This is a genomic window from Dietzia sp. SL131, from assembly GCF_026672565.1.
GTDB classification, from domain to species: domain Bacteria; phylum Actinomycetota; class Actinomycetes; order Mycobacteriales; family Mycobacteriaceae; genus Dietzia; species Dietzia kunjamensis.
The window spans coordinates 37,939-58,784 of sequence record NZ_JAPPRI010000003.1; the positions used below are offsets into that span (position 1 = coordinate 37,939).

The 20,846-nt window shown below is 70.8% G+C and carries 20 protein-coding genes; 10 read left to right on the forward strand and 10 right to left on the reverse strand.

Annotated features, from left to right (window positions below):
* Positions 1-4 precede the first annotated feature (4 nt).
* Positions 5-988 (reverse strand): metallophosphoesterase, encoded by a 984-nt coding sequence (locus OVA21_RS00840; protein WP_069389392.1) that lies wholly within the window; start codon positions 986-988, stop codon positions 5-7.
* A 28-nt stretch (positions 989-1,016) separates the two neighbouring features.
* Positions 1,017-3,395: a transglycosylase domain-containing protein gene (locus tag OVA21_RS00845; protein ID WP_268093091.1), complete on the reverse strand. Its 2,379-nt coding sequence runs from the start codon at positions 3,393-3,395 to the stop codon at positions 1,017-1,019.
* A gap of 263 nt (positions 3,396-3,658) precedes the next feature.
* Between OVA21_RS00845 and OVA21_RS00850 the strand changes: the two genes are divergently transcribed.
* Positions 3,659-4,036: a WhiB family transcriptional regulator gene (locus tag OVA21_RS00850; protein WP_082923905.1), complete on the forward strand. Its 378-nt coding sequence runs from the start codon at positions 3,659-3,661 to the stop codon at positions 4,034-4,036.
* 123 nt (positions 4,037-4,159) lie between these two features.
* Here the strand turns inward: OVA21_RS00850 and OVA21_RS00855 are convergent, their stop codons facing one another.
* Together OVA21_RS00855 and OVA21_RS00860 are read right to left on the reverse strand one after the other, a co-directional pair.
* Positions 4,160-5,269 carry an ArsA family ATPase gene (locus OVA21_RS00855; RefSeq protein WP_067716252.1) on the reverse strand — a complete coding sequence of 370 codons (1,110 nt, stop codon included), beginning with the start codon at positions 5,267-5,269 and terminating at the stop codon, positions 4,160-4,162.
* 1 nt (position 5,270) lies between these two features.
* Positions 5,271-6,326, reverse strand: coding sequence for an ArsA-related P-loop ATPase (locus tag OVA21_RS00860; protein ID WP_154829133.1), 1,056 nt, complete (start codon positions 6,324-6,326; stop codon positions 5,271-5,273).
* Between the two features lie 66 nt (positions 6,327-6,392).
* Here OVA21_RS00860 and OVA21_RS00865 point away from each other — a divergent pair, with 66 nt between their 5' ends.
* From OVA21_RS00865 to OVA21_RS00880, 4 genes are all read left to right on the forward strand, one after another.
* Positions 6,393-6,563 carry a DUF4177 domain-containing protein gene (locus OVA21_RS00865; protein WP_096906156.1) on the forward strand — a complete coding sequence of 57 codons (171 nt, stop codon included), beginning with the start codon at positions 6,393-6,395 and terminating at the stop codon, positions 6,561-6,563.
* The gene (locus tag OVA21_RS00870; protein ID WP_268091570.1) at positions 6,563-7,042 is read left to right on the forward strand and encodes a RidA family protein; all 480 of its coding nucleotides are present in this window, start codon (positions 6,563-6,565) and stop codon (positions 7,040-7,042) included. The genes OVA21_RS00865 and OVA21_RS00870 overlap by 1 nt, the downstream gene beginning before the upstream one ends.
* Positions 7,043-7,047: 5 nt before the next feature.
* Positions 7,048-7,929, forward strand: coding sequence for an MBL fold metallo-hydrolase (locus OVA21_RS00875; protein WP_268091571.1), 882 nt, complete (start codon positions 7,048-7,050; stop codon positions 7,927-7,929).
* A 247-nt stretch (positions 7,930-8,176) separates the two neighbouring features.
* Positions 8,177-9,178: a hypothetical protein gene (locus OVA21_RS00880; RefSeq protein ID WP_268091572.1), complete on the forward strand. Its 1,002-nt coding sequence runs from the start codon at positions 8,177-8,179 to the stop codon at positions 9,176-9,178.
* Positions 9,179-9,329: 151 nt separating this feature from the next.
* On the opposite strand, the gene OVA21_RS00885 is transcribed toward OVA21_RS00880, so the two are convergent.
* Complete coding sequence (locus OVA21_RS00885) at positions 9,330-10,034, reverse strand: Crp/Fnr family transcriptional regulator (protein WP_096906152.1); 705 nt, start codon at positions 10,032-10,034, stop codon at positions 9,330-9,332.
* A gap of 324 nt (positions 10,035-10,358) precedes the next feature.
* Between OVA21_RS00885 and nth the strand changes: the two genes are divergently transcribed.
* Genes nth through OVA21_RS00905 form a run of 4 tightly spaced genes read left to right on the forward strand, consistent with a single transcriptional unit; the run spans position 10,359 to position 13,979 of the window.
* Positions 10,359-11,150 (forward strand): endonuclease III, encoded by a 792-nt coding sequence (gene nth, locus OVA21_RS00890; RefSeq protein WP_256821078.1) that lies wholly within the window; start codon positions 10,359-10,361, stop codon positions 11,148-11,150.
* Positions 11,147-11,815, forward strand: coding sequence for a TlpA family protein disulfide reductase (locus OVA21_RS00895; protein WP_268091573.1), 669 nt, complete (start codon positions 11,147-11,149; stop codon positions 11,813-11,815). The genes nth and OVA21_RS00895 overlap by 4 nt, the downstream gene beginning before the upstream one ends.
* Positions 11,812-12,783: an NUDIX hydrolase gene (locus tag OVA21_RS00900; RefSeq protein WP_227022182.1), complete on the forward strand. Its 972-nt coding sequence runs from the start codon at positions 11,812-11,814 to the stop codon at positions 12,781-12,783. The genes OVA21_RS00895 and OVA21_RS00900 overlap by 4 nt, the downstream gene beginning before the upstream one ends.
* Positions 12,780-13,979, forward strand: coding sequence for a MarP family serine protease (locus tag OVA21_RS00905; protein WP_268091574.1), 1,200 nt, complete (start codon positions 12,780-12,782; stop codon positions 13,977-13,979). The genes OVA21_RS00900 and OVA21_RS00905 overlap by 4 nt, the downstream gene beginning before the upstream one ends.
* An 88-nt stretch (positions 13,980-14,067) precedes the next feature.
* On the opposite strand, the gene OVA21_RS00910 is transcribed toward OVA21_RS00905, so the two are convergent.
* The 4 genes from OVA21_RS00910 to OVA21_RS00925 form a co-directional block, all read right to left on the reverse strand.
* On the reverse strand, positions 14,068-15,039 hold the full coding sequence (locus OVA21_RS00910) for an alpha/beta fold hydrolase (protein ID WP_326493476.1): 972 nt from the start codon (positions 15,037-15,039) through the stop codon (positions 14,068-14,070).
* A complete protein-coding gene (locus tag OVA21_RS00915) occupies positions 15,033-15,548 on the reverse strand; it encodes a phage holin family protein (RefSeq protein ID WP_067711418.1) in 516 nt (171 codons plus the stop codon). The genes OVA21_RS00910 and OVA21_RS00915 overlap by 7 nt, the downstream gene beginning before the upstream one ends.
* Before the next feature lie 80 nt (positions 15,549-15,628).
* A complete protein-coding gene (acs, locus tag OVA21_RS00920; protein ID WP_067711421.1) occupies positions 15,629-17,596 on the reverse strand; it encodes an acetate--CoA ligase in 1,968 nt (655 codons plus the stop codon).
* A gap of 155 nt (positions 17,597-17,751) precedes the next feature.
* Positions 17,752-18,579 (reverse strand): PRC-barrel domain-containing protein, encoded by an 828-nt coding sequence (locus OVA21_RS00925; RefSeq protein WP_268091575.1) that lies wholly within the window; start codon positions 18,577-18,579, stop codon positions 17,752-17,754.
* Positions 18,580-18,722: 143 nt separating this feature from the next.
* On the opposite strand from OVA21_RS00925, the gene OVA21_RS00930 reads away from it, so the two are divergent.
* Positions 18,723-19,481 carry an oxidoreductase gene (locus OVA21_RS00930; protein ID WP_268091576.1) on the forward strand — a complete coding sequence of 253 codons (759 nt, stop codon included), beginning with the start codon at positions 18,723-18,725 and terminating at the stop codon, positions 19,479-19,481.
* A 462-nt stretch (positions 19,482-19,943) separates the two neighbouring features.
* On the opposite strand, the gene OVA21_RS00935 is transcribed toward OVA21_RS00930, so the two are convergent.
* Complete coding sequence (locus OVA21_RS00935; RefSeq protein WP_096906146.1) at positions 19,944-20,777, reverse strand: HAD family hydrolase; 834 nt, start codon at positions 20,775-20,777, stop codon at positions 19,944-19,946.
* Positions 20,778-20,846: the final 69 nt, after the last annotated feature.

Below are 20,846 nucleotides of genomic sequence, written 5' to 3' on the forward strand. Positions count from 1 at the left end.
CGGGTCAGGCCGGCAGGGGCACCTTCACCCGTTGCGGGGTCACCGGGACCTCGGATCCCTCGCCGCCACCACCGGGGGCGGCGACCAGTTCCAGCAGGGTCGCCTCCGGGCGGCAGAACGTCCGAACCGGCACGTACGGGGAGGTGCCCAGGCCGGCGGAGACGTGCAACACCAGGTTCCGGCCCCACGCGGACAGACCCTGGGCCCGCGAGCGGTCGATGCCGCAGTTGGTGACGATCGCGCCGGTGGGGAGGCAGAGTTGACCACCGTGGGTGTGCCCCGCGAGCGCGAGATCGTACCCGTCGGCGTCGAACCGGTCCAGCACGCGTGGCTCCGGCGAGTGCAGCAACCCGATCCGCAGGTCGAAGGCGGGCCCGGCGGGTCCGGCGATCTCGTTGTAGTGGTCCCGTCCGATGTGGGGGTCGTCGACACCGGCGACGAGCACGCTACGGCCGTCGACCGCGATCTCCGCGCGCTGGTGGGTGGCGTCGACCCAGCCCCGCTCGGTGAAGGCGGCCCTGAGATCCCGCCACGGCAACGGGACGGCCGAGTGCTTCTGGCGGCCTATCCCGATGTACGGCAGCGGGCTCTTGGGGACCGGGGCGTAGTAGTCGTTGGAGCCGAACACGAACGCCCCGGGCCGGTCGAGCAGTGGCCCGAGGGCCTGGACCACGGAGGGCACCGCCCGGGCGTCGGAGAGGTTGTCACCGGTGTTGACGACCAGGTCGGGCTCCAACTCCGCCAGCGAGTTGACGAACTGCTGCTTGCGCTTCTGACCGGGCATCATGTGCAGGTCCGAGACGTGGAGGATCGTCAGGGGCCGCGAGCCGGGCGCGAGCAGCGGCAGGGAGTGGCGGCGCAGCGTGAAGGCGTTGCGCTCCCAGCCCGTGGCGTACACGGTTCCCGCCACGACCGCCCCGGCGAGGACGGCCGCCGCGCGGGCGGGGGAGGTCGTCGAAACCCGGGTCTTGCGTGAAGGGCGTGACATCAGTCCAGACTACCGACGCCGGGCGGGGTCACCGCGGCGGCGAGATGGTGATGGGGGCCAGGCCCGGCACGTTGAGCACGATGGGTTCGTCCCCGACCGGCGCCCCCGGGCCGGAGGCGCCCTGCCCCTGCGCGCCGGTGCCCCCGCCGCCGCCGCCCGATCCGTCGGAGACGCGGAGGGTGAGCTGGGACCCGGGGATGCCGGTGCTGCCGTCGACGCCGATGACGGTGCCGTACGGGCGGCCCGTGCCGGAGACGAACTGCGTGTTGACGACGAACCCGGCGTTGGTGAGCAGCGACGTCGCGGCGGACTGGCTCATGCCGGCGACGTCCGGGGCGGCGGCCCCGCTGGTCCCGGCCTGGTAGGCGGGATCGGGTGCGGGCAGTCGGAGCGGGCCGTAGATGTCGGCGATCGGGGAGAAGGCCGAGAACCAGGTCTGTGCCGGCTCGAGGCCACCGAAGAGGTTGCCGTACGAGCACTGGCGCAGGGGGCTGGTACACAGCTCGGTGGTGGTGGTGCCGTCGTTGAACGCGTAGACGGCCGCCGCGTAGTTGTTGGTGAAGCCCAGGAAGGCGGAGGACCGGTTGGCCTCGGATGTGCCCGTCTTGCCGGACATCGGCAGGCTCCACCCGGCGCCCGATGCGGCGCCGGCCGCCGTGCCGGCGCCCACGTGGTCCTTGGACATGGCGACGGCGAGGGTGTCGGCGAGCCCTTCCTCGACGACCTGCTCGCACTCCGGCTCGTTCAGCTCGACGGGTGCGCCGGTGCGGTCGGTGATCGACTCGATGGGACTGGGGGGACACCAGACGCCGCCGGAGGCGATGGTGGCGCCGACGTTGGACAGTTCCAGCGCGTTGACGGCGGTGGGCCCGAGGGTGAACGAGCCGAGGTTGTTCTTCTTGACGAACTCGCTGATCGAGTCGCCTCCGGGCGCGGTGCCCTTGCGGTCGTAGGAACGCATGCCGAGGCGGACCGCCATGTCGACGGTGGGCGAGACGCCCACGTCCTTGATGAGATTCACGAACGTCGTGTTGGGCGACTGCGCGAGGGCGTCGGTCACGGACAAGGAAGAGGGGTACGAGCCGGCGTTCTCCACGCAGTACTGAGCGGGCGGGCACCCGGCGGCGCCACCGGCGCCGAGTCCGGAGACCTGGACGCGACGCGGCACCGGGAGGCTCGTGTTGGTGCCCATGCCCTTCTCCATGGCGGCGGCGACGGTGAAGACCTTGAAGACCGAGCCACCGCCGTCACCGACCAGCGAGAACGGCTGCGGTTGCACGGTCTGGCTGTCGCCCAGTTCGAGTCCGTACTGGCGGCTGGAGGCCATCGCGACGACCTTGTGGGCGTCCTTGCCGGGCCGGACGACGCTCATCACCTCGGCCACGCCCTGGGCGGTCGGGTTGCCGTACGTGTCGACCGAGCGCTGGACGTTCGACTGCACGGTCTCGTCAAGGGTGGTGCGGATCGTGTACCCGCCCTGCTCCACCATGTCCCGACTCAGGCCGTTCTCCTCGAGGTACTGGAGGACGTAGTCGCAGAAGAATCCGCTGTCACCGGCGGTGATGCATCCCCGGGGCAGCGGGTTCGGTCGCTCGAGCACGCCCAGCGGTTCGGCCGCGTAGGCCTCGCCCTCGGCCGGGGTGATGGCGCCGGTCTGCACCATCGTGTCGATGACGGTGTTGCGGCGCTGCGTGGTGCCCTCGGGGTTGGTGTACGGGTCGAACCGACTGGTGGACTGCACCATGCCCGCCAGCATCGCCGCCTGGGAGACGCTGAGGTCGCGGGCGTCGACGCCGAAGTAGGTCTGTGCCGCGGTCTGGACGCCGAACGTACCGTTGCCGAACGAGATCAGGTTGAGGTACTTGGTGAGGATCTCGTCCTTGCTCAACTCCCCGTCGAGGGTGAGCGCCATCCGGATCTCTTTGATCTTGCGCGCGGGCGTGGTCTCGACCGCGGCGCGACGCTCCGCGTCGTTCTCGGCGGAGACGAGGAACTGGTAGTTCTTGACCAGCTGCTGGTCGATCGTCGACGCGCCCTGCTCGACCTCGCCGGAGGTGGCGTTGGTCAGGGCCGCGCGGACGGTGCCTCGCCAGTCGACGCCGTTGTGGTCCGCGAACCGGCGGTCCTCGATGGCGATGATCGCCAGCTTCATCTGCTGCGAGATCTCCTCGCTGGGCACCGGCACGCGCTGCTGGTCGTACAGCCACGCGATGGGGGCGCCGGCCGAGTCGGTCACCGTGGAGATCGACGGCAGGTCACCCTTGATGAGGTCCGCGGACGTCCCGGCCAACGTGTCGGCCATCTTGTTGGAGGCCAGCCCCGCTGCCCCCGCGATCGGGAACAGGGACCCCGCCGTGACCACCCCGGCGGCGACGCACGTCGCGACCAGCTTTCCCAGCGAACTCATAGCCGACACACGCACAGGGTACGTGACCACCCCTCCGGGACCACCCGTCGCGCGGCGATCATGTGTCGACTCTTTACTTCTGTTGTGTGACTGCGGTAACAATATGGGGGAACGCGGGACGGATCGGAATAGGATCGCGATACACGAATCCCAGGTGCGACCGCCCACGGACACAGTGAGTCCGCCGCGCCGGGCGGGCTCAGAAGGCCGGAGACGTGCGCGGTCAACCCGTCCACGACTCCACTCACGCAAGGGGTATTTCGATGACGGCCACCCTCCCCGGGACCACCCGCACCTCCGACCACGGGGTCCGCCCCGGTGCCGGCAACCCCCTCGGCTCCGAGGAGATCATCATCGGGGAGGGCCGCCAGGAATGGGTGGCCCAGGCCCGGTGCAAGGACATCGATCCGGACGAGCTGTTCGTCCGCGGCGCGGCGCAGCGCAAGGCCGCGTCCATCTGCCGGCACTGCCCGGTCCTCCTGCAGTGCCGGGCCGACGCACTCGACAACCGCGTCGAGTTCGGTGTCTGGGGCGGTATGACCGAGCGTCAGCGCCGCGCCCTGCTCAAGCAGCACCCCGAGGTCCGTTCCTGGGCAGACTTCTTCGCGCAGCAGATCGAGCGGCACACCGCGGTCTACTGAGTCCAGAGGTCTACTGAGTCCAGAGGTCTACTGAGTCCTGAGGTCCACCGAGTCCTGGCGAGTCGAGGCCCGGACACCTCGAGCGCGGCCCGCGGCACCCGCCGCGGGCCGCGCTCGTATCCGTCAGCCGCAGAGTTGGTCGCCCACCGACCGCAGTGCCTCCAGGTTGGAGATCTCGAACGGCAGTGAGGGCACGCCGACGATCCGCACGTCCGGGTGGGTGTCGGTGAACGACTCGAGCAGTCGGACCTCCTGCTTGGCGGTGCCCGCCCGGTCGGCGTGGATGCGCAGCACCGCCTCGGCCTCCGGGTTCTCCCCGGCCAGGCGGTCGGCGGCCGCGCAGGCCTGTTCGGCGCTCAGGTCGGTCAGTCGCGGATGGGTGCGGTTGACCACGACCCCCGCCAGCGGCATCTTCTCCTCGGACAGGCGCTCGGCGAAGAACGCGGCCTCGCGCAGGGCGGGCCGCTCCGCGGAGGAGACCACGAGGAACTCGGTGCCCTTGCGTCGCAGGATCGCCTGGGTCCGGGACGCGCGGGTGGAGAACCCGCCGAACGTGGAGTCCAGCGCCACCACCATCTCGGAGGCGTCCTTGAGCATCGAGGACCCCACCACCGTGGACACCCCGCGCATCGCGGTGCTCATCGCGCCGGTCACCAGGCGTCCGACCCCGCGGCCGGGCGTGGAGAGCAACCGCATGAGCCGACTGTCGAGGAACGCGCCGAGGCGGCGCGGTGCGTCGAGGAAGTCCAGTGCGTTGCGCGATGGGGGAGTGTCGACGACGACGAGGTCCCACGCGGAGTCGTCGAGGAGTTGCCCCAACTTCTCCATGGCCATGTACTCCTGGGTCCCCGCGAAGGAGGTGACCATCGTCTTGTAGAAGCGGTTGTCCAGGATGTCCCGGGCCTTGGCCTCCGTGGTGTTGGCCACCACCAGTTCGTCGAACGTGCGGCGCATGTCCAGCATCATCGCGTGCAGTGACCCGCCGGCGGCGGATTTCTCCTGCCCGAGGTCCACGGGGGAGGGTTCGTTGGACAACTCGTCGATGCCGAGGGCCTGCGCGAGGCGACGGGCCGGGTCGATGGTCAACACGACCGTGTCGCGGCCGAGTTCGGCGGCCCGCAGGGCGACCGCCGCGGCGGTGGTCGTCTTGCCCACGCCGCCGGCGCCGGTGCACACCACCACCCGGGTGGCGGGGTCGGTGAGCATGGCGGTGATGTCGAGGCGGCGTGTCATGTCAGTGGACTCCCTGGTCGACGAGGGCGGAGGCGAGGTCGTAGAGGTCCGCGACCTCCACCCCGTTGGGCAGCGCCGGCAGCACGAGGGTGGGGCAGGCGGCGGAGGTGAGCGTCTCGCCGGCGCGGAGTTGGCCGCGGGCCACGCGGGCGTGCTCGATCGCCTGCACCAGCAGGCCCTGCAGTCCCTCGTCGTCGACCTCCACGCCGGTCGCGTCGAGGCCGTCCGCGACCGCCTCGGCGTCGATGTCCTCCTCGGCGATCCGCCGCAGCGCATCGTCGTCGAGGTGACGGGTCTCGGCGCGGTTGATGATCACCTGGCCGACCCGCAGTCCGTGGCTCTTGAGTTCGGCGATCGCCTCGATGGTCTCCTGCACCGGCAGTGACTCCAACAGCGTCACCAGGTGCACGACCGTGCGGGTGGAGTGGACCAGCTCGGCCACGGCCTCCGCCTGGCGACGGATGGGCCCGCCCCCGCCGGCGAGGTCGGCCATCGCGGTGGTGACGTCGAGGAACTTGCCGATCCGGCCCGTGGGCGGGGCGTCGACCACCACGGCGTCGTAGACGACCTCACGCTTGGCGTGCTCGCGCGCGACGACCTCATAGATCTTGCCGGTGAGCAGGACGTCCTTGAGCCCGGGCGCGATCGTGGTCGCGAATTCGATCGCACCGACCGACTTCATCACCTTGCCCACCACCCCGAGGCGGTAGAAGGTGTCGAGGTAGTCGAGCATCGCGGCCTCGATGTCGATCGCCAGCGCGAACACCTTGCCGCCGCCGTCGACCCTGGCCACGAGTTCCTCGCGGTAGGGCAGGGGGGCGCGGTCGAAGATCCGGGCGATGCCCTGACGTTCCTCCACCTCCACCAGCAGGACCCGCTTGCCGGTGGAGGCCAGCGCCAGTGCGAGGGAGGTGGCGACGGTCGTCTTGCCGGTGCCGCCCTTCCCCGAGACGTAGTGCAACTCCGCCCGTTCGGAGCTGTCGGACCACCCGGTGGACAGCTCGTCGGCGATGGTCGATCGTGTCGACCGCGTACCTGGACTCATCGTGGACGGCATGCGTTCCACACTAAGCGCTCACACCACCGCGCGCGGGGCGCTCGTGACTTACCTAGAGTGGGGCACATGAGCGAATCCACTGGAGCAGCCCGGTTCGAGTACGTGACGGTCCCGCTGCTGACGCACGCCACCAAGCAGATCCTCGACCAGTGGGGAGGCGACGGCTGGGAGCTGGTCTCCGTTCTGCCCGGTCCCACGGGTGAGCAGCACGTCGCCTACATGAAGCGACAGCTCTGATGCCCGAGACCGAGACCGCCGGCTACTGGACCCGCAAGCTCGACCAGCTGGGTCTGGAGCTGCCGACGGTCGTCCCGCCGGTCGCCAACTACGTCCCGGCAGTACGTACCGGCGCGTTCGTGTACACCTCCGGGCAGTTGCCCATGGTCGACGGCGCCCTGGCGGCCACGGGCAAGGTGGGGGCCGAGGTCACCGCCGAGCAGGCCGCCGAGCTGGCCCGCACCTGCGCCCTCAACGCGCTGGCGGCCGTCGACGGGCTCGTTGGGATCGATTCGGTGGTGAAGGTCGTCAAGGTGGTCGGGTTCGTCGCCTCCGCGCCCGGCTTCAGCGGACAGCCGGGCGTGCTCAACGGCGCCTCGGACGTCCTCGGGGAGATCTTCGGCGACGCCGGCGTCCACGCCCGATCGGCGGTCGGCGTGTCCGAGTTGCCGCTGAACTCGCCCGTCGAGGTCGAGCTCGTGGTCGAGGTCGAGGGATAGACGCGATGTCCGCAGGCCTGGCCCCGATCAGTTTCCCGGCGTACGAAACCCTCCGGCCGGTCACGGAGCTGTCCGGGGTCATCCTCTGCGACAACCCCTCCGAGATGACCTTCGAGGGGACCAACACCGTCATCCTGCGGGCCCCGGGGTCGCCTACCTGCGTGGTGGTGGACCCCGGGCCCGATGACCGCGCGCACGCCGAGCGCATCGCGGCGATCGTGGGGGAGATCGAGCTCGTCTTCGTCACCCATCGTCACGGCGACCACACCGACGGCATCGATCACCTGCGCGGATTCACCTCCGCCCCCGTCAGGGCCGTGGAGGAACGGTTCTGCCGGGACGCCGCGCCGTTGGTGACGGGCGGTGACGACGACGAGGTGATCCACGCCGCCGGCCTGGACATCATCGTACTGGGCACCCCGGGGCACACGGCCGACTCGATCAGTCTCGAGGTGCGGGCCGCGGGCACCGGGTTCACTGCTCCGCCGGACTGCGTGGTCCTCGGGGACACGATCCTCGGCCGGGATTCGACGGTGCTGGACTCGACCGACGGTGATCTCGGTGACTACCTGGGCAGCATGGATCTCCTCGCGGCGCGGGCCGACGGGGTGATCGGCATCCCGGGGCACGGGCCCGACGTGGAGAACACCGGCCGCGCGGCCCAGGTACTCGGTCGGCACCGGCGCGATCGACTCGACCAGATCATCGCCGCCCGGGCCGAGTTGGGGCGCGACGCCTCGGCCGAGGCGATCACGCAGCACATCTACCGCGACGTGACGCCGTTCCTGCTCAAGGTGGCCGAGCAGTCCACCAAGGTCGCGCTGCGCTACCTCGACCGCCTGGATACAGGGGGCACGGAGGGCACGGGTAGCGCGGCCAACGCCTGACCCGCCCGCGACCTGACCCGCCCGCCCCGCCCCGCCCGCGACGCCTGACCCGCCCGCAACGCCCGCCGGGTCCGACCATTCGCGAAAATCGGCTAGTCCGAATAGGGATCGGCTAGTCCAATTGGAGTCGCCGATCCGGATTCCGGCTAGCGGATTTGGGTGGGGCGCGGGGACGCGGGGGAGATTGTCCACAGGGAGGATTTCTCCACAGGCGGCCTGCATATCGCGGGTTACAGCGGGAGTGCGCGTGTCGGCGTGGGCGAGACTGCCGAACATGGGTGCATCAAAGACAGACGACCACGACAGTCCCTTTCTCTCGACGTTCGCGCAGCTCGCCCGCAGCGGCCTGCACCACGATGAGATCAACAGGCGGATCGGCGCCGGAACGCTACGGCGGGTGCGGTCCGGCGTCTACGCCCACGAGCCGGAGGAGGCGCCCGCCGGGAGCGGGCCCGATTACGTCCGCAGGGAGCGGGAGTTCCTCGAACGAACTCGGGCGGCCGCGCTCGCGGTGGAACCCGGGACGGTGATGTCGCACGGTTCCGCCCTCGCGCTCTACGGGCTGCCGCTCCACGGGATCTCCTTGGACCGGCCCACCGCCACCCGGCCACGCGAGGGCGGCGGAACGCGGCGCAGTTCGGCGCTCGTGTGCTTCACCCTGCCCGTGGAGGGGGCGACCAGACTCGTCGACGGCATCCAGTTGACCTCTCCCGCCAGGACGATCATCGACGTCGCACGGACGGTGAGCCTGGAGAGCGGCGTGGCTGCTGCCGATCAGGCCATCCGCCGAGGCATGCTGTCGCGCCCAGAACTCCAGGACGAGGCGGGTCTGGCGAAGGGGCGCACGGGTGTCGGGCGCGCGCGGGCGCTGCCGGAGCTGACATGCGGGTTGGCGGAATCGGTTCTGGAATCGTTGATACGGCTGATCCTGGTGTTCGCGGGTCTCCCGCAGCCCGAGATGCAGGTGTGGCTGTCGGGCCGGAGCGGCAAGCGGTTCCGCGTGGACTTCTACTGGCGAGAATGGAGGCTCATCGGCGAGGCGGACGGCTTCGGCAAATACGGGAACAGCCCGCAGGAGATACGGGAAGCACTGAGCCGCGAACGCCACAGGCAGCGCGATCTGGAAGATGCCGGCTACGTGGTGATTCGCTGGGTATGGGATGACCTGCGGCGTCCGGACGTGATCGTCCGGCGGGTGAAGGACGCGATGCGTCGGCAGGAGCAACTCGGACTTGGCCGCGCGGCGTAAGAGCGTCGCCCGCCGGCAACCAAGAATCCGCTACTCGGAATAGGGATCGGCTGGTCGGATTGGACTAGCGGATCCCTATTACGGGTAGCGGATTTCGGGGCGGGGGCTGGGGCTGGGTCTGCAGCCGGGGCCGGGGGCGGGGGCTGGGGCGTCAGCGGGCGCGGCGGGCCAGCCGCTCGGTGTCGGAGATGATGACGCTCTTGCCCTCGAGCCGCAGCCAGCCGCGGTGCGCGAACTCGGCCAGCGCCTTGTTCACCGTCTCGCGGGAGGCGCCGACGAGCTGGGCGATCTCCTCCTGCGTGAGGTCGTGCGTCACGCGGATGTTGCCGCCCTCCTGCGTGCCGAAGCGCTGCGCGAGCTGCAGCAGGGCCTTGGCCACGCGGCCGGGCACGTCGGTGAAGATGAGGTCGGCGAGGTTGTTGTTGGTGCGGCGCAGGCGGCGGGCCAGCACGCGCAGCAGCTGGTCGGAGATCTCCGGACGCTCGGCGATCCAGCGCTTGAGGGCCGAGCGGTCCATGGCCTGCACGGACACGTCGGTGACACACACGGCCGACGAGGTACGCGGGCCGGGGTCGAAGATGGAGAGCTCGCCGAACATGTCGGACGGCCCGAGGATGGAGAGCAGGTTCTCGCGACCGTCGGGGGCCTTCCGGGAGAGCTTCACCTTGCCGGAGGTGACGATGTACAGGCTGTCGCCCTGCTCGCCCTCGCGGATGATCACGTCACCCTTCGAGTACTCCTCGCTGGTCAGGTCGGAACGCAGGGCGGAGACCGCTGCCGGCTCCACACCCTGGAAGATTCCGGCTCTGGTGAGGACGTCGTCGGCAGACTGGTCCGTGCGGCGATCAATCGTCACAGTCTGTGACCCTCCGTTCGGGCGCGGACATGCGTGTCCGTGCCATGGCGTGCGTGTGGCGAAAACCACTGTAGTCGTAAGCGCGTCGGAGGTGGTGGCGACGCGCGATCAGCGGGATGGTTCAGACGTCGATCTGTTCGGGTTCGTCGAGGATCGCGTTCTCGAAACGGTCCATGAGTAGTGCGAACCCGGCGAGGAGGACCGGCACCAGGACGACGAGGATTCCCTGCATCTGTCCGATTATCCACCCCCGGACCGCGGGACGCACACGCACCCGGGGCGGCGGTTCCGCGCCGCGGGGGCGCCGAGCCGTAATGTGGACTCATGCCCGACCCAGCTCCTGCCGTGAAGCGCCGCAGCCGAGGGGTGGCCGCGAGGGGGGTGGAGACCGACCTCGGGCGCACCCGGCGCGCGAGACGCATGCTCCGTCGCCTCGAGGAGGCGTTCCCGAACGTCTACTGCGAGCTCGACTTCACCGATCCGCTCGAGCTGAGCGTGGCGACGATCCTGTCCGCACAGTGCACGGACAAGCGGGTCAACGAGGTCACGCCGGCACTGTTCGCGCGCTACCGGACCGCCGCCGACTACGCGGGGGCGGACCGTGAGGAGCTGGAGGAGTTCATCCGGCCGACGGGTTTCTACCGCAACAAGGCGCGGAGCATCCAGGGCCTGGGCGCGGCGCTCGTGGAGAGGTACGACGGCGAGGTGCCGCAGCGGCTCGAGGACCTGGTCACCCTCCCGGGATTCGGACGGAAGACGGCCAACGTGGTGTTGGGCAACGCATTCGGGATCCCGGGCCTGCCGGTCGACACCCACTTCATCCGGTTGGTGAACCGCTGGAAGTGGACTGAGGCCACGGACGCCGTCCGCATCGAGCGCGAGGTGTCGCGCATGCTGCCGCGGGCCTCCTGGACCGACGCGAGCCACCGGATCATCTTCCACGGTCGCCGGGTGTGCCACGCCCGGACCGCGGCCTGTGGGGCGTGTGTGCTGGCCGACGACTGCCCGTCCGCGGGAGAGGCCGGCCCGCTCGACCCGGTCGCCGCCGCCCGCCTCGTGGCGGGACCCGAGCGCGACCACCTGCTGGAACTGGTCGGACTGGGGGACCACGCGTGAGCGCCTCAGCCCGGTGGTCGCTGGTCGCTCTCGTGGCGATGATCGGCGTCGTCGTCGCACTTCTCTCCACGTTCGGTGATACCGCCGACGGGTCCGGCGACCCGACCGCCGCCCCCGGCGCGCCCCCCGTGGGCGGCCCGGCCGCCGACGAGCCGCACACGGTCGTGGACGCCGACACCCGCGCCGGCGCCGACCTGCCCGCCTGCCGCGACAGCGCCGCACCCGCCACCACCTCCGGGCCCGTCGCCGGCCTCATGGTGCGGTGCATGGACGACGGCTCCACCACCACGCTCGGCAAGATCCAGGCCGGCAAGCCCATGGTCGTCAACATGTGGGCCTACTGGTGCGAACCGTGCCGCCGTGAGCTGCCCGCCATCCGTGACGCCCAGGCCACCCTCGGTGACGAGGTGCGGGTGGTGCTCTCGCACACGGACCCGTCCGAGACCAAGGGTTTCGACACCCTCGCCGCGCTGGGCATCGAGGAACTGATCTCGGTCTCCGACCAGGAGGAGGAGCTGCCGGCCGTGCTCGGCGCGCCACCCGTCCTGCCGCTGACGCTCTTCGTCCGCGCCGACGGGACGATCGCGCACGTGCTGGTCGAGCCCATGGACAGCGAGCAGGACGTGCTGGACGCCGTCGCCGAACACCTGGGAGTGACCGCGTGAGCAACCCCGCGAACGGGCCCGCGCCCCGGCCCGGCGACGTCACCGGCGTCCCGCACCCCGCTTGGATGGACCCCCTCATGACGGCGTGCACCGACGGCAGCTTCGACGGGTTGCTGCCGAGACGGCGCCCGCCCGAGGACCGCGGTCCCAACGAGGTCGGCCGGCCGCACCGCGACGCCGCCGTCCTGGTGCTGTTCTCCGGCTCGGAGGACGCGCCCGGCCCCCAGCCACCCAGCGATGCCCGCGTCCTGCTCACCCACCGGGCCACCACGCTGCGCAACCACTCGGGTCAGATCTCGTTCCCCGGCGGCGGCGTCGACGACACGGACAGCGGCCCGGTGGAGGCCGCGCTGCGTGAGGCGTGGGAGGAGACCGGCCTCGACCCCCACGGGGTGGACGTGCTCGCGGTGCTCCCCGAGCTGTACATCCCGGTCTCGAACTACTCCGTCGCACCGGTGCTCGGATACTGGCGGGAGCCGATGGAGGTCGACGTCGTGGACCCGGGGGAGACCGCGCGCGTGATGACCGTGCCGGTCGACGAGCTGCTCGATCCCGCCAACCGATTCCTGCTCCGGCACACCACCGGGTGGACCGGCCCGGCGTTCCAGCACGACGACCTCGTCGTGTGGGGCTTCACCGCCGGCATCCTCGCCGCGATGTTCCACTCCGCCGGATGGGACCTGGACTGGGACACGTCCGACATCCGGGACCTCGAGAAGACCCTGGCCGCGTCCGCGAACGGGGAGCAGCACCGCATGTCGGCGGAGGAGGCCCGCCGCGAATCCGCGGACCCACTGGCCGATCGCACCGTCGCCGGCGTCCCCGGGCTGAGCGCGCGCGCCGCCGACGGCACCGTCGCCGGTGGCACGGCCCCCGACGGCGGGCTGGCCGGGGACGGCGAGCAGCCCGCCGACGGCGAGGAGTCGCTCGACCTGCCCGCGGACAATCCTCGGAGGGGGTACCGGTGACGGGCTCGCAATGGCTCGACCTGGCACTGTTCGCACTCGCCGCGGCCGCGGCGATCTCGGGCTGGATCAACGGGGCCGCCGCGTCGGGCTTCGCGTTGCTCGGAGTGGGCATCGGCGCGACCTCCGGACTGCTGGTGGCCCCGCACCTCGTACGGGAGATCGACTCGCCGTTCGGCAGGCTGTCCGCGGGGCTGGCGATCATCGCGGTGATGGTGATCATCGGGCAGGTCGCCGGCGTCACGATCGGCCGCGCCGCCAGGCGCTACATCGCCGGATCCGGTGCACGACTCCTCGACAGCACGGTGGGCGCCGTCCTCCAGTCCGCTGCCATGCTGCTCGTGGCCTGGCTGGTCGCGGTGCCCATCGCCGCGCAGGAGGGACCCGGGCTGGGCAAGGCGGTGCGAGGGTCGTCCGTGCTGGCCAAGATCGACGACGTCGCCCCCGAACAGCTGCAACGGATCCCCGCGACGTTCACCTCGGTCCTCGGCACCACCGGTTTCCCGGACATCCTCGGCCCCTTCGGGACCACCCCGATGCAGGAGGTCCCACCGCCCGATCCGGTCCTCGCCGGCACCGAGGTGGTGACCCGCGTACAGCCGTCCGTGCTGAAGATCCGCGGCCGGGCCGAGTCCTGCAGCCGCGCGCTGGAGGGGTCGGGGTTCGTGGCCGCACCGGGGCTCGTGATGACCAACGCGCACGTCGTGGCGGGCACCGGGTCGGTGACCGTGGTGTCCGGTGATGACGAGCTGGACGCCGAGGTGATGGTCTACGACCCCCGCGTGGATATCGCGGTCCTGCGCGTGGACGGGCTGGACGCGCCGGTACTGCCCTTCGCCGAGAACCGCGCCCGCACCGGCGATGACGCGATCGTCGTGGGCTACCCGGGCAACGGGCCCTACCGTCCGGACGCGGCGCGGATCCGTGAGCGTGTGACCCTGCGCGGCCCGGACATCTACCGCGAGCAGACCGTCGAGCGCGAGGTGTACATCCTGCGGGGCTCCGTGCGCGAGGGCAATTCCGGCGGACCGCTGGTCACCCCGGAGGGGCAGGTCGCCGGCGTGGTGTTCGGCGCCGCGATGGACGCCGCGGACACCGGGTACGCGCTGACCGTGGAGCAGGTGCTGCCGCAGCTCCAGCTCGCGGTCGCTGCGCAGGAGTCGGTCTCGACGGGGCGGTGCGTGGGGCTGCCCGGTTGATCACCGCGGGGCCCGGCCGGCGGGAGCGCGGTGGGCCGACCCGGCCGAGCCGGCGGGAGCCCGGTCGGAGGGGCGGAGTGCAGCCGGCTCAGAGCGGGGTGACGCGCCGCGCGAAGTCCACGATCAGCCGGGATGTGGCGTCCGGGGCTTCCATCGCGGGATAGTGCCCGGCCTCGGGGACCAGTTCGGTGGTGAAGTCACGCGCCCAGGCCGAGGACGCACGGACGGTCGCCGGCAGGATGAACCGGTCCTCGGCGCCGCTGATCCCCAGCACGGGCTGCGGCAGGACACCGGAGACCGCGCGGCGGAAGTCGCGGCCGTCCGGACGGAACTGGCTCCGAACCATCCAGCGGCGGCTCTCCAATGTCAGGTGGGCGACCTTGGGGATGAGCATGGACCGCCTGAGCAGGTCGGCGGATTCACGGAAATCCTCGGTGCCGGGCCACGTGGGCCCGGATCGACTGCGGAGCATCTCCTCGACCGCTACGGCGCCGTCGCGGGTGAGGTGGCGTTCGGGCAATCGCGGCGCCTGGTCCGCGAGCAGGCGAGGCACCAAAGCGTGACGTTGGGAGCGGTCGAGCAGTGCCGCGCGCCGGGTGGCGACCGGGTGGGGAGAGCCGACGACGACGAGGCCCCGCACCGCGCGTGGCCGGCGGTAGGCGGCGGTCCATGCGATGAATCCGCCCTCGCCCTGGCCGACGACCACCGCCGAGGAGTGACCGAGGGCCCGGATGAGGTTGGTCATGTCCGCGGCCAGGGTCCACCCGTCGTAACCGCGCGGCGGCTTGTCCGAGTCGCCGTGGCCCCGGAGATCGACGGCAACGGCATGGAACCCGGCGTCGGCTAGCGCGAGCATGGGCGCCCGCATCGTCCACCAGATTCCACTGAGACCGTGGATCAGGAGGACCAGAGGGGGGAGTCGGCCCGGCGGGGTGTCGGCCGGCAGCGCCTCGGCGATGTGCAGGCGGATGCCGTTGGCCGAGACGTCACGATGCCGCCACGACCCGTCGATCCTGACGATCGACGGGTCGGGCGGCCGGTGAGCGGGAGTTCTCAGGATTTCGACGCGGGCAAGGGCGTCTCGGTGACACGCACCGTGCCGGGCCGGGGCTCGTTGCCCTTGGGCATGGCCAGCTTCAGGTCCGACACCGAGTCGATGGTGCGCTGCGGCTTCCGGATCTTCTTGACCTTGCGGTAGCCGAGTAGCCCGAACACCGCCGCGAGCAGGACCAGGACGACGAACACGATGAGGAAGCCCATCCAGTCCCAGGTCTTGGTGCCGAACCACATCGAGATGAGCTTGGCCCACATGAACACGAACGGGAAGAAGGACATCAGCAGCAGGACGAGGGCCGCGACGAAGAAGCCGGACCCGGTCGCGGCCTTCTTCACCTGCTCGGTGACCTCGGTCTTCGCCAGCTCGATCTCGGCACGGACCAGTGTCGACACCTGCGTCGTGGCGTTCTTGACCAGGGTGCCGATACTGGCGTCGCCACGGCCGATCGAGTCAGCGTCATGCAAGGGGATCGAGGCCTCGGTCGGCTTGTGCGTTCCCTGGGCGTGGCTCACGGTTGTTCCTCCATAGTCCGGCGACGGATGCACCGTCGTCCATCGTGCCACGTCACGTGGCGGTGTTCACCCGCTACCCGTCAGCCGCGCGTGCCCTTCTCGCGGATCTGGTCCATGATCGTCGGATCCGACAGGGTCGAGGTGTCGCCGCCGTCGCGGCCCTCGGCCATGTCCTTGAGCAGGCGACGCATGATCTTGCCGGACCGCGTCTTGGGCAGCTCGGGCACGATCGTGATGTCGCGGGGCTTGGCGATCGGGGAGATCTCCCGCGACACCTCGGCCCGCAGCTCGTCGATGAGCTTCTGACGATCCTCCTCGGCGTCCACGTTGCCCCGCAGGATCACGTACGCGACGATCGCCTGGCCGGTGGTCTCGTCGTTGGCGCCGACGACCGCGGCCTCGGCGACCGCGCGGTGACCGACGAGGGCCGATTCGACCTCGGAGGTCGAGATGCGGTGACCGGAGATGTTCATGACGTCGTCGACGCGACCGAGCACCCACAGTGCGCCGTCGGCGTCCCACTTGGCGCCGTCACCGGCGAAGTAGTAGCCCTCCTCGGCGAACCGGGACCAGTAGGTGTCGCGATAGCGCTCCATGTCGCCCCAGATGCCGCGGAGCATGGCCGGCCACGGCTCGGTGATCACGAGGAAGCCCTGCTCGTCCGTCGCGACCTCCTTGGCGTCGCCGTCCACGATGGCGACCTCGATACCGGGCAGCGGCCGCATGGCGGAACCGGGCTTGGTCTCGGTGACGCCCGGGAGCGGGGAGATCATGATCGCGCCGGTCTCGGTCTGCCACCAGGTGTCGACGATGGGAGCCTTGCCGCCGCCGATGTTCTCGCGGTACCAGCGCCACGCCTCCGGGTTGATCGGCTCGCCGACCGAACCGAGCAGGCGGATCGAGGACAGGTCGTGCGCGGCCGGGATCTCGTTGCCCCACTTCATGAACGTCCGGATCAGGGTCGGCGCGGAGTAGTAGATGGTGACGCCGTACTTCTCGATGATCTGGAAGTGACGGTGCTCGTCGGGCGAGTTCGGGGTTCCCTCGTAGACGATGCACTCGGCGCCGTTGGCCAGCGGGGCGTACACGCCGTAGGTGTGGCCCGTGACCCAGCCGACGTCCGCCGTGCACCAGTAGACGTCCTCGCCGGGCTTGTGGTCGAAGACGTTGTGGTGGGTGTACGCGGACTGGGTGAGGTACCCGCCCGAGGTGTGGACGATGCCCTTGGGCTTGCCGGTCGTGCCGGAGGTGTAGAGCAGGAACAGCGGGTGCTCCGAGTCGAAAGCCTCCGGCGTGTGCTCGGTGGACTGCTCGGACATCGCCTCGTCCCACCAGACGTCACGGCCGTCGGTCCAGTCCACATCGAGACCGGTCCGGCGGACCACGAGCACGTTCTGCACGGACTCGGCGTCGCCGTCGGCATCGACGCCGTTTCCGGAGAGCGCGTCGTCGACCCCGGCCTTCAGCGGTGCGGGCTTACCGCGCCGGAACTGTCCGTCGGCGGTGATGACGAGCTTGGCCTCCGCGTCGTCGATGCGGGAGCGCAGCGCGTTCGGTGAGAATCCGGCGAACACCACGGAGTGGGTCAGGCCCAGGCGGGCACACGCGAGCATCGCGATGTAGACCTCGGGCAGCAGGGGCATGTAGATGGCCACGCGGTCACCGGCGACGAGGCCGAGCGAGCTGAGGTAGTTGGCCGCCCGGCTGACCTCGTCCTTGAGTTCGGCGTAGGTGATGTCGCGGGCGTCGTCGCCGGGCTCGCCGATCCAGTGGATGGCCACACGATCGCCGTTGCCGGCCTCCACGTGGCGGTCGACACAGTTGTAGGCCACGTTGATCTTGCCGCCCACGAACCACTTGGCGACCGGCGCGTCAGACCAGTCCAGGACCTCGGTCCACTCGGTGTCCCAGTCGAGTCGCCGAGCCTGCTCCTCCCAGAAGGCGAGACGGTCGCTCGACGCGCTGTCGTAGAGGTCGGCCTGCGCATTGGCCTGCGCGGCGAAGTCGGGGTCGGGAGCGAAGGACTGGTCGTGCTCGGGAGCGGTCATCAGCGGCTCTCTCTCGGGATCAGATTTCACGGACGGCCGGGATCGTCACGGCGGAAGCGACCGGACCGATGTATGTGAGCGTAGTCACATGCGGCGCACCGTGTTCGGGATCTGGCCCGGCGGGGGGAGGTCGGGGGAGGCCTGTCCGATTCCGTTCACTCGCGAGGGGGGTTCTCGCCCTTCGAGGAGCCGTCGTCGGACGGCGGCCCGGCGGGTGTGGCGGGCCCCGGGCCGGAGGACTTCGCGGGTTCCGGGGTGTCGGTCGACGAGGATGAGGTCGCGGAGCTCGTCGTCGTCGACTCGTTCCCGCTCTCCGACGTCGCGCCCGTCGGTGCCGTGGTCCCGGTCGATGCGGGTGGGGTAGCCGGCCGGCGCGGCGCGCCGGTGCCCGACGACGTGCCCGTTCCCTCTGCGCTGTCTCCGACCGCGGCCCCGCCGCCGCTCGCCGGCGTGCCGCTGGTCGTCCGGGCGCTGTCCGTCTTGCCCGCACCCGCCGGGGTGTCCGTCTTGTCGGCGACGGCTGTCTTGCCGACGCCTGCCGTCTTGCCGGTGCCCTCGGCATTCCCGGCGCCTGCCGTCTTGCCCGCGCTCGTCTCCTTTCCGCCGCTCGGCGCCGACTCCCCGGTCGCCGTCCCGGGCCCGGACGCGGAGGTTCCGCGAAGCCGCGTGGGGGTTTCGATGCCGTAGTACTCCAGCAACCTGGCCTCCTGCTCCGGCGTGAGGGCGTCCTCGGTGTTGTCGGGGCGCGGGGAGTCGCGGATGACGGCGCGGGTGTGGTCGACATGGAGTTCGTCATCGAGGAGTCGCGCGCCGTGGAGAGGGACGATCGCGTCGGCGGAGAAGATCCCGGTGGCGACGGTCGCGAACGTCGCCTTGCCACTGGCATCGTCAACGTAGATCTGGCGCACGGCGCCGACCTTGGCCCCGGTCGAGTCGAAGGCGGTCGCGTCGAGCAGCGCGTCGAGCTGGTCCTTGAGATTCACGAGGGCCTCCGGGATCGAGGTGTAGGGGCTGAGCCGGGCGCGTGCCCCGACGGATTGGGCTGATTACACCAGCTCGACACCGGTTGAGGCAGCTGAAAATCACCTGTGTCGGCCGATTCGCGCCGGGTCGGTAACCTCGACCCGTGACCTCCACCGCCCCCGACCCGCTCGCCCCGCTCCTCGCCCTGCCCGGTGTGGCCGAGGCCGCGGACGCCGCCCGGGCAGCCCTCGCCTCGGTGCACCGACACCCCGCCAACCGCCGCGGATGGCCCACCACCGCCGCCGAATCGGTGCTGCGGGGTGCGCGCGCATCGGCCGGCGTCGAGGGCGCGTCCGTCCGCCTGGACACCGACGGCGAGCAGGACGAGGTGCTCTCGGCAGCGCTGCGCGTGGCCGGGGAACTGACGGGCGAGTCGCTCGACCGCGCCGTGTCCGTGTGGACCCGCTCGCCCCTCCAGGAACTCGCCCATCTGCACCTCCTCGCGGCGTCCGGGCCCGGGGTGGACCCTCAGGGTCTCGGCCGGCCGCGCCCGGAGGCGGGGGTCGCCGAGCGTCTCCAGGGCCTCGCCGAGTTGATCACCGGTGGCACCCGCGCGCCGGCGCCCGTCCTCGCCGCGGTCGTCCTCGGCGAACTCTCGGGCCTGCGACCGTTCGGGTCCGCGGACGGGATCGTCGCCCGGGCGGCGTTCCGCCTGGTCGGGGTGTCGACCGGGCTCGACCCCCATGGCCTGGGCGTGCCCGAGGTGACCTTCTATCGGGACCCGGAGGCACACCGGGCCGCCCTGCAGGGATACATGAGCGGCACCGAGGAGGGCGTGACCGAATGGCTCCTCCATTGCTGTAGAGCCCTCGAGGCCGGCGCGCGCGAGGCCACCTCGATCGCCGACGCAGCCGGGGGCTAAGCGGAGCGCGCCGGTGGCCGAACGGGCCGGGCGCGCGCGAATGGCGGGCCGACCGGAGTCGACCCGCCAATTCACTGCGGTGCATCGAGAGATCCGGGTACCAAGCGTCCTGTGATCCGCCGTGTCGCCGGTCCGGGACAACCGTCGGTGACGGCTGGCGCGGACCCACGGCTGGTGTTGCCTCTCGGGCGTTATCCGTCGCGTGGGTTTCCGAATGTCGATGACGGTGAGGAGGGCGGGGGGCCGTGACTTCTCTTCCGTCCCGGTCCTGGCGTCTTCACCACCGTGCCCTGAGCATGCCGCCTGTGACCGGCCCGGGGCGATGGTGGGATCGCACAAGGAACACGGGAACTCGTGGGGGAGTCCGGCTATCGCCCGTGCCCGTCGCCGACGCCGATGATGAGGTGTTGCCGACGCACCGCACGGGCCCGCCCCGCCGCCGCGCGCACCCGATGGTGCGCGCTACCGCCCCGCGTGTCGCGCGGCCCGGACGAACGACACGGTGGCGGACCCCACGGCCAGGACGATGGCCGCCACCCCAACGATCGGCCCGGTCGCCCGTTCGAGCGTGGGCAGCAGCGGAGTGGGGTTCTCGAACGTCAGGATCGGCCAGCCCCGCTCCAGCGCCTCGCGCCGCAGTGCGCGGTCGGGGTTGATGACCGTCGGGTGGCCGACCATGTCGAGCATGGGCAGGTCGGTGGAGGAGTCCGAGTAGGCGTAGCTCGCCTCGAGGTCGTAACCGTAGCGCTCCGCGAACGCGCTGATCGCCTCCGCCTTGCCGGGACCCTGGCAGTAGAACTCGATCGATCCGCCGTAGCGGCCGTCAGCGTCCCGGTTCATCCGCGTGCCGGCGTAGTGGTCCACGCCGAGCATCCGGGCGATCGGCGCCACCAACTCCTCGCCCGAGGCGGACACGATCACCAGGTCGTGGCCCAGCGCGCGGTGCTCGGCGAGCAGGTCCTGGGCCTCGGCGTACACGGTCGGGGAGACGGTCTCCTTGAGTCCCTCGGTGACGATCCGCTCGACCTGCTCGGGCGACCACCCCTTGGTGGCGGTCGCCATGGCCTGACGCACCTTCTGCATCTGCTCGTCGTCGGCGTCGGACAGGCTGAACGCCAGCTGCGTATAGGCCAGATCGATCACCGACCGTCGCGACAGCAGTCCCTCGCCGAGGAACGACTTGTTGAACGCGAACACCGAGGAGGTCGCGATGATCGTCTTGTCCAGGTCGAAGAACGCAGCGACCCGGCGAGGGCGGTGCGACATCCTGGGGCCCGGTGGGCGTGGGGCGGACACGCCCCAACGATACGGTTCTTGTGCTGGCGACGCAGATGGGCGATACTGACGGTGCCCGTGATGGGCATC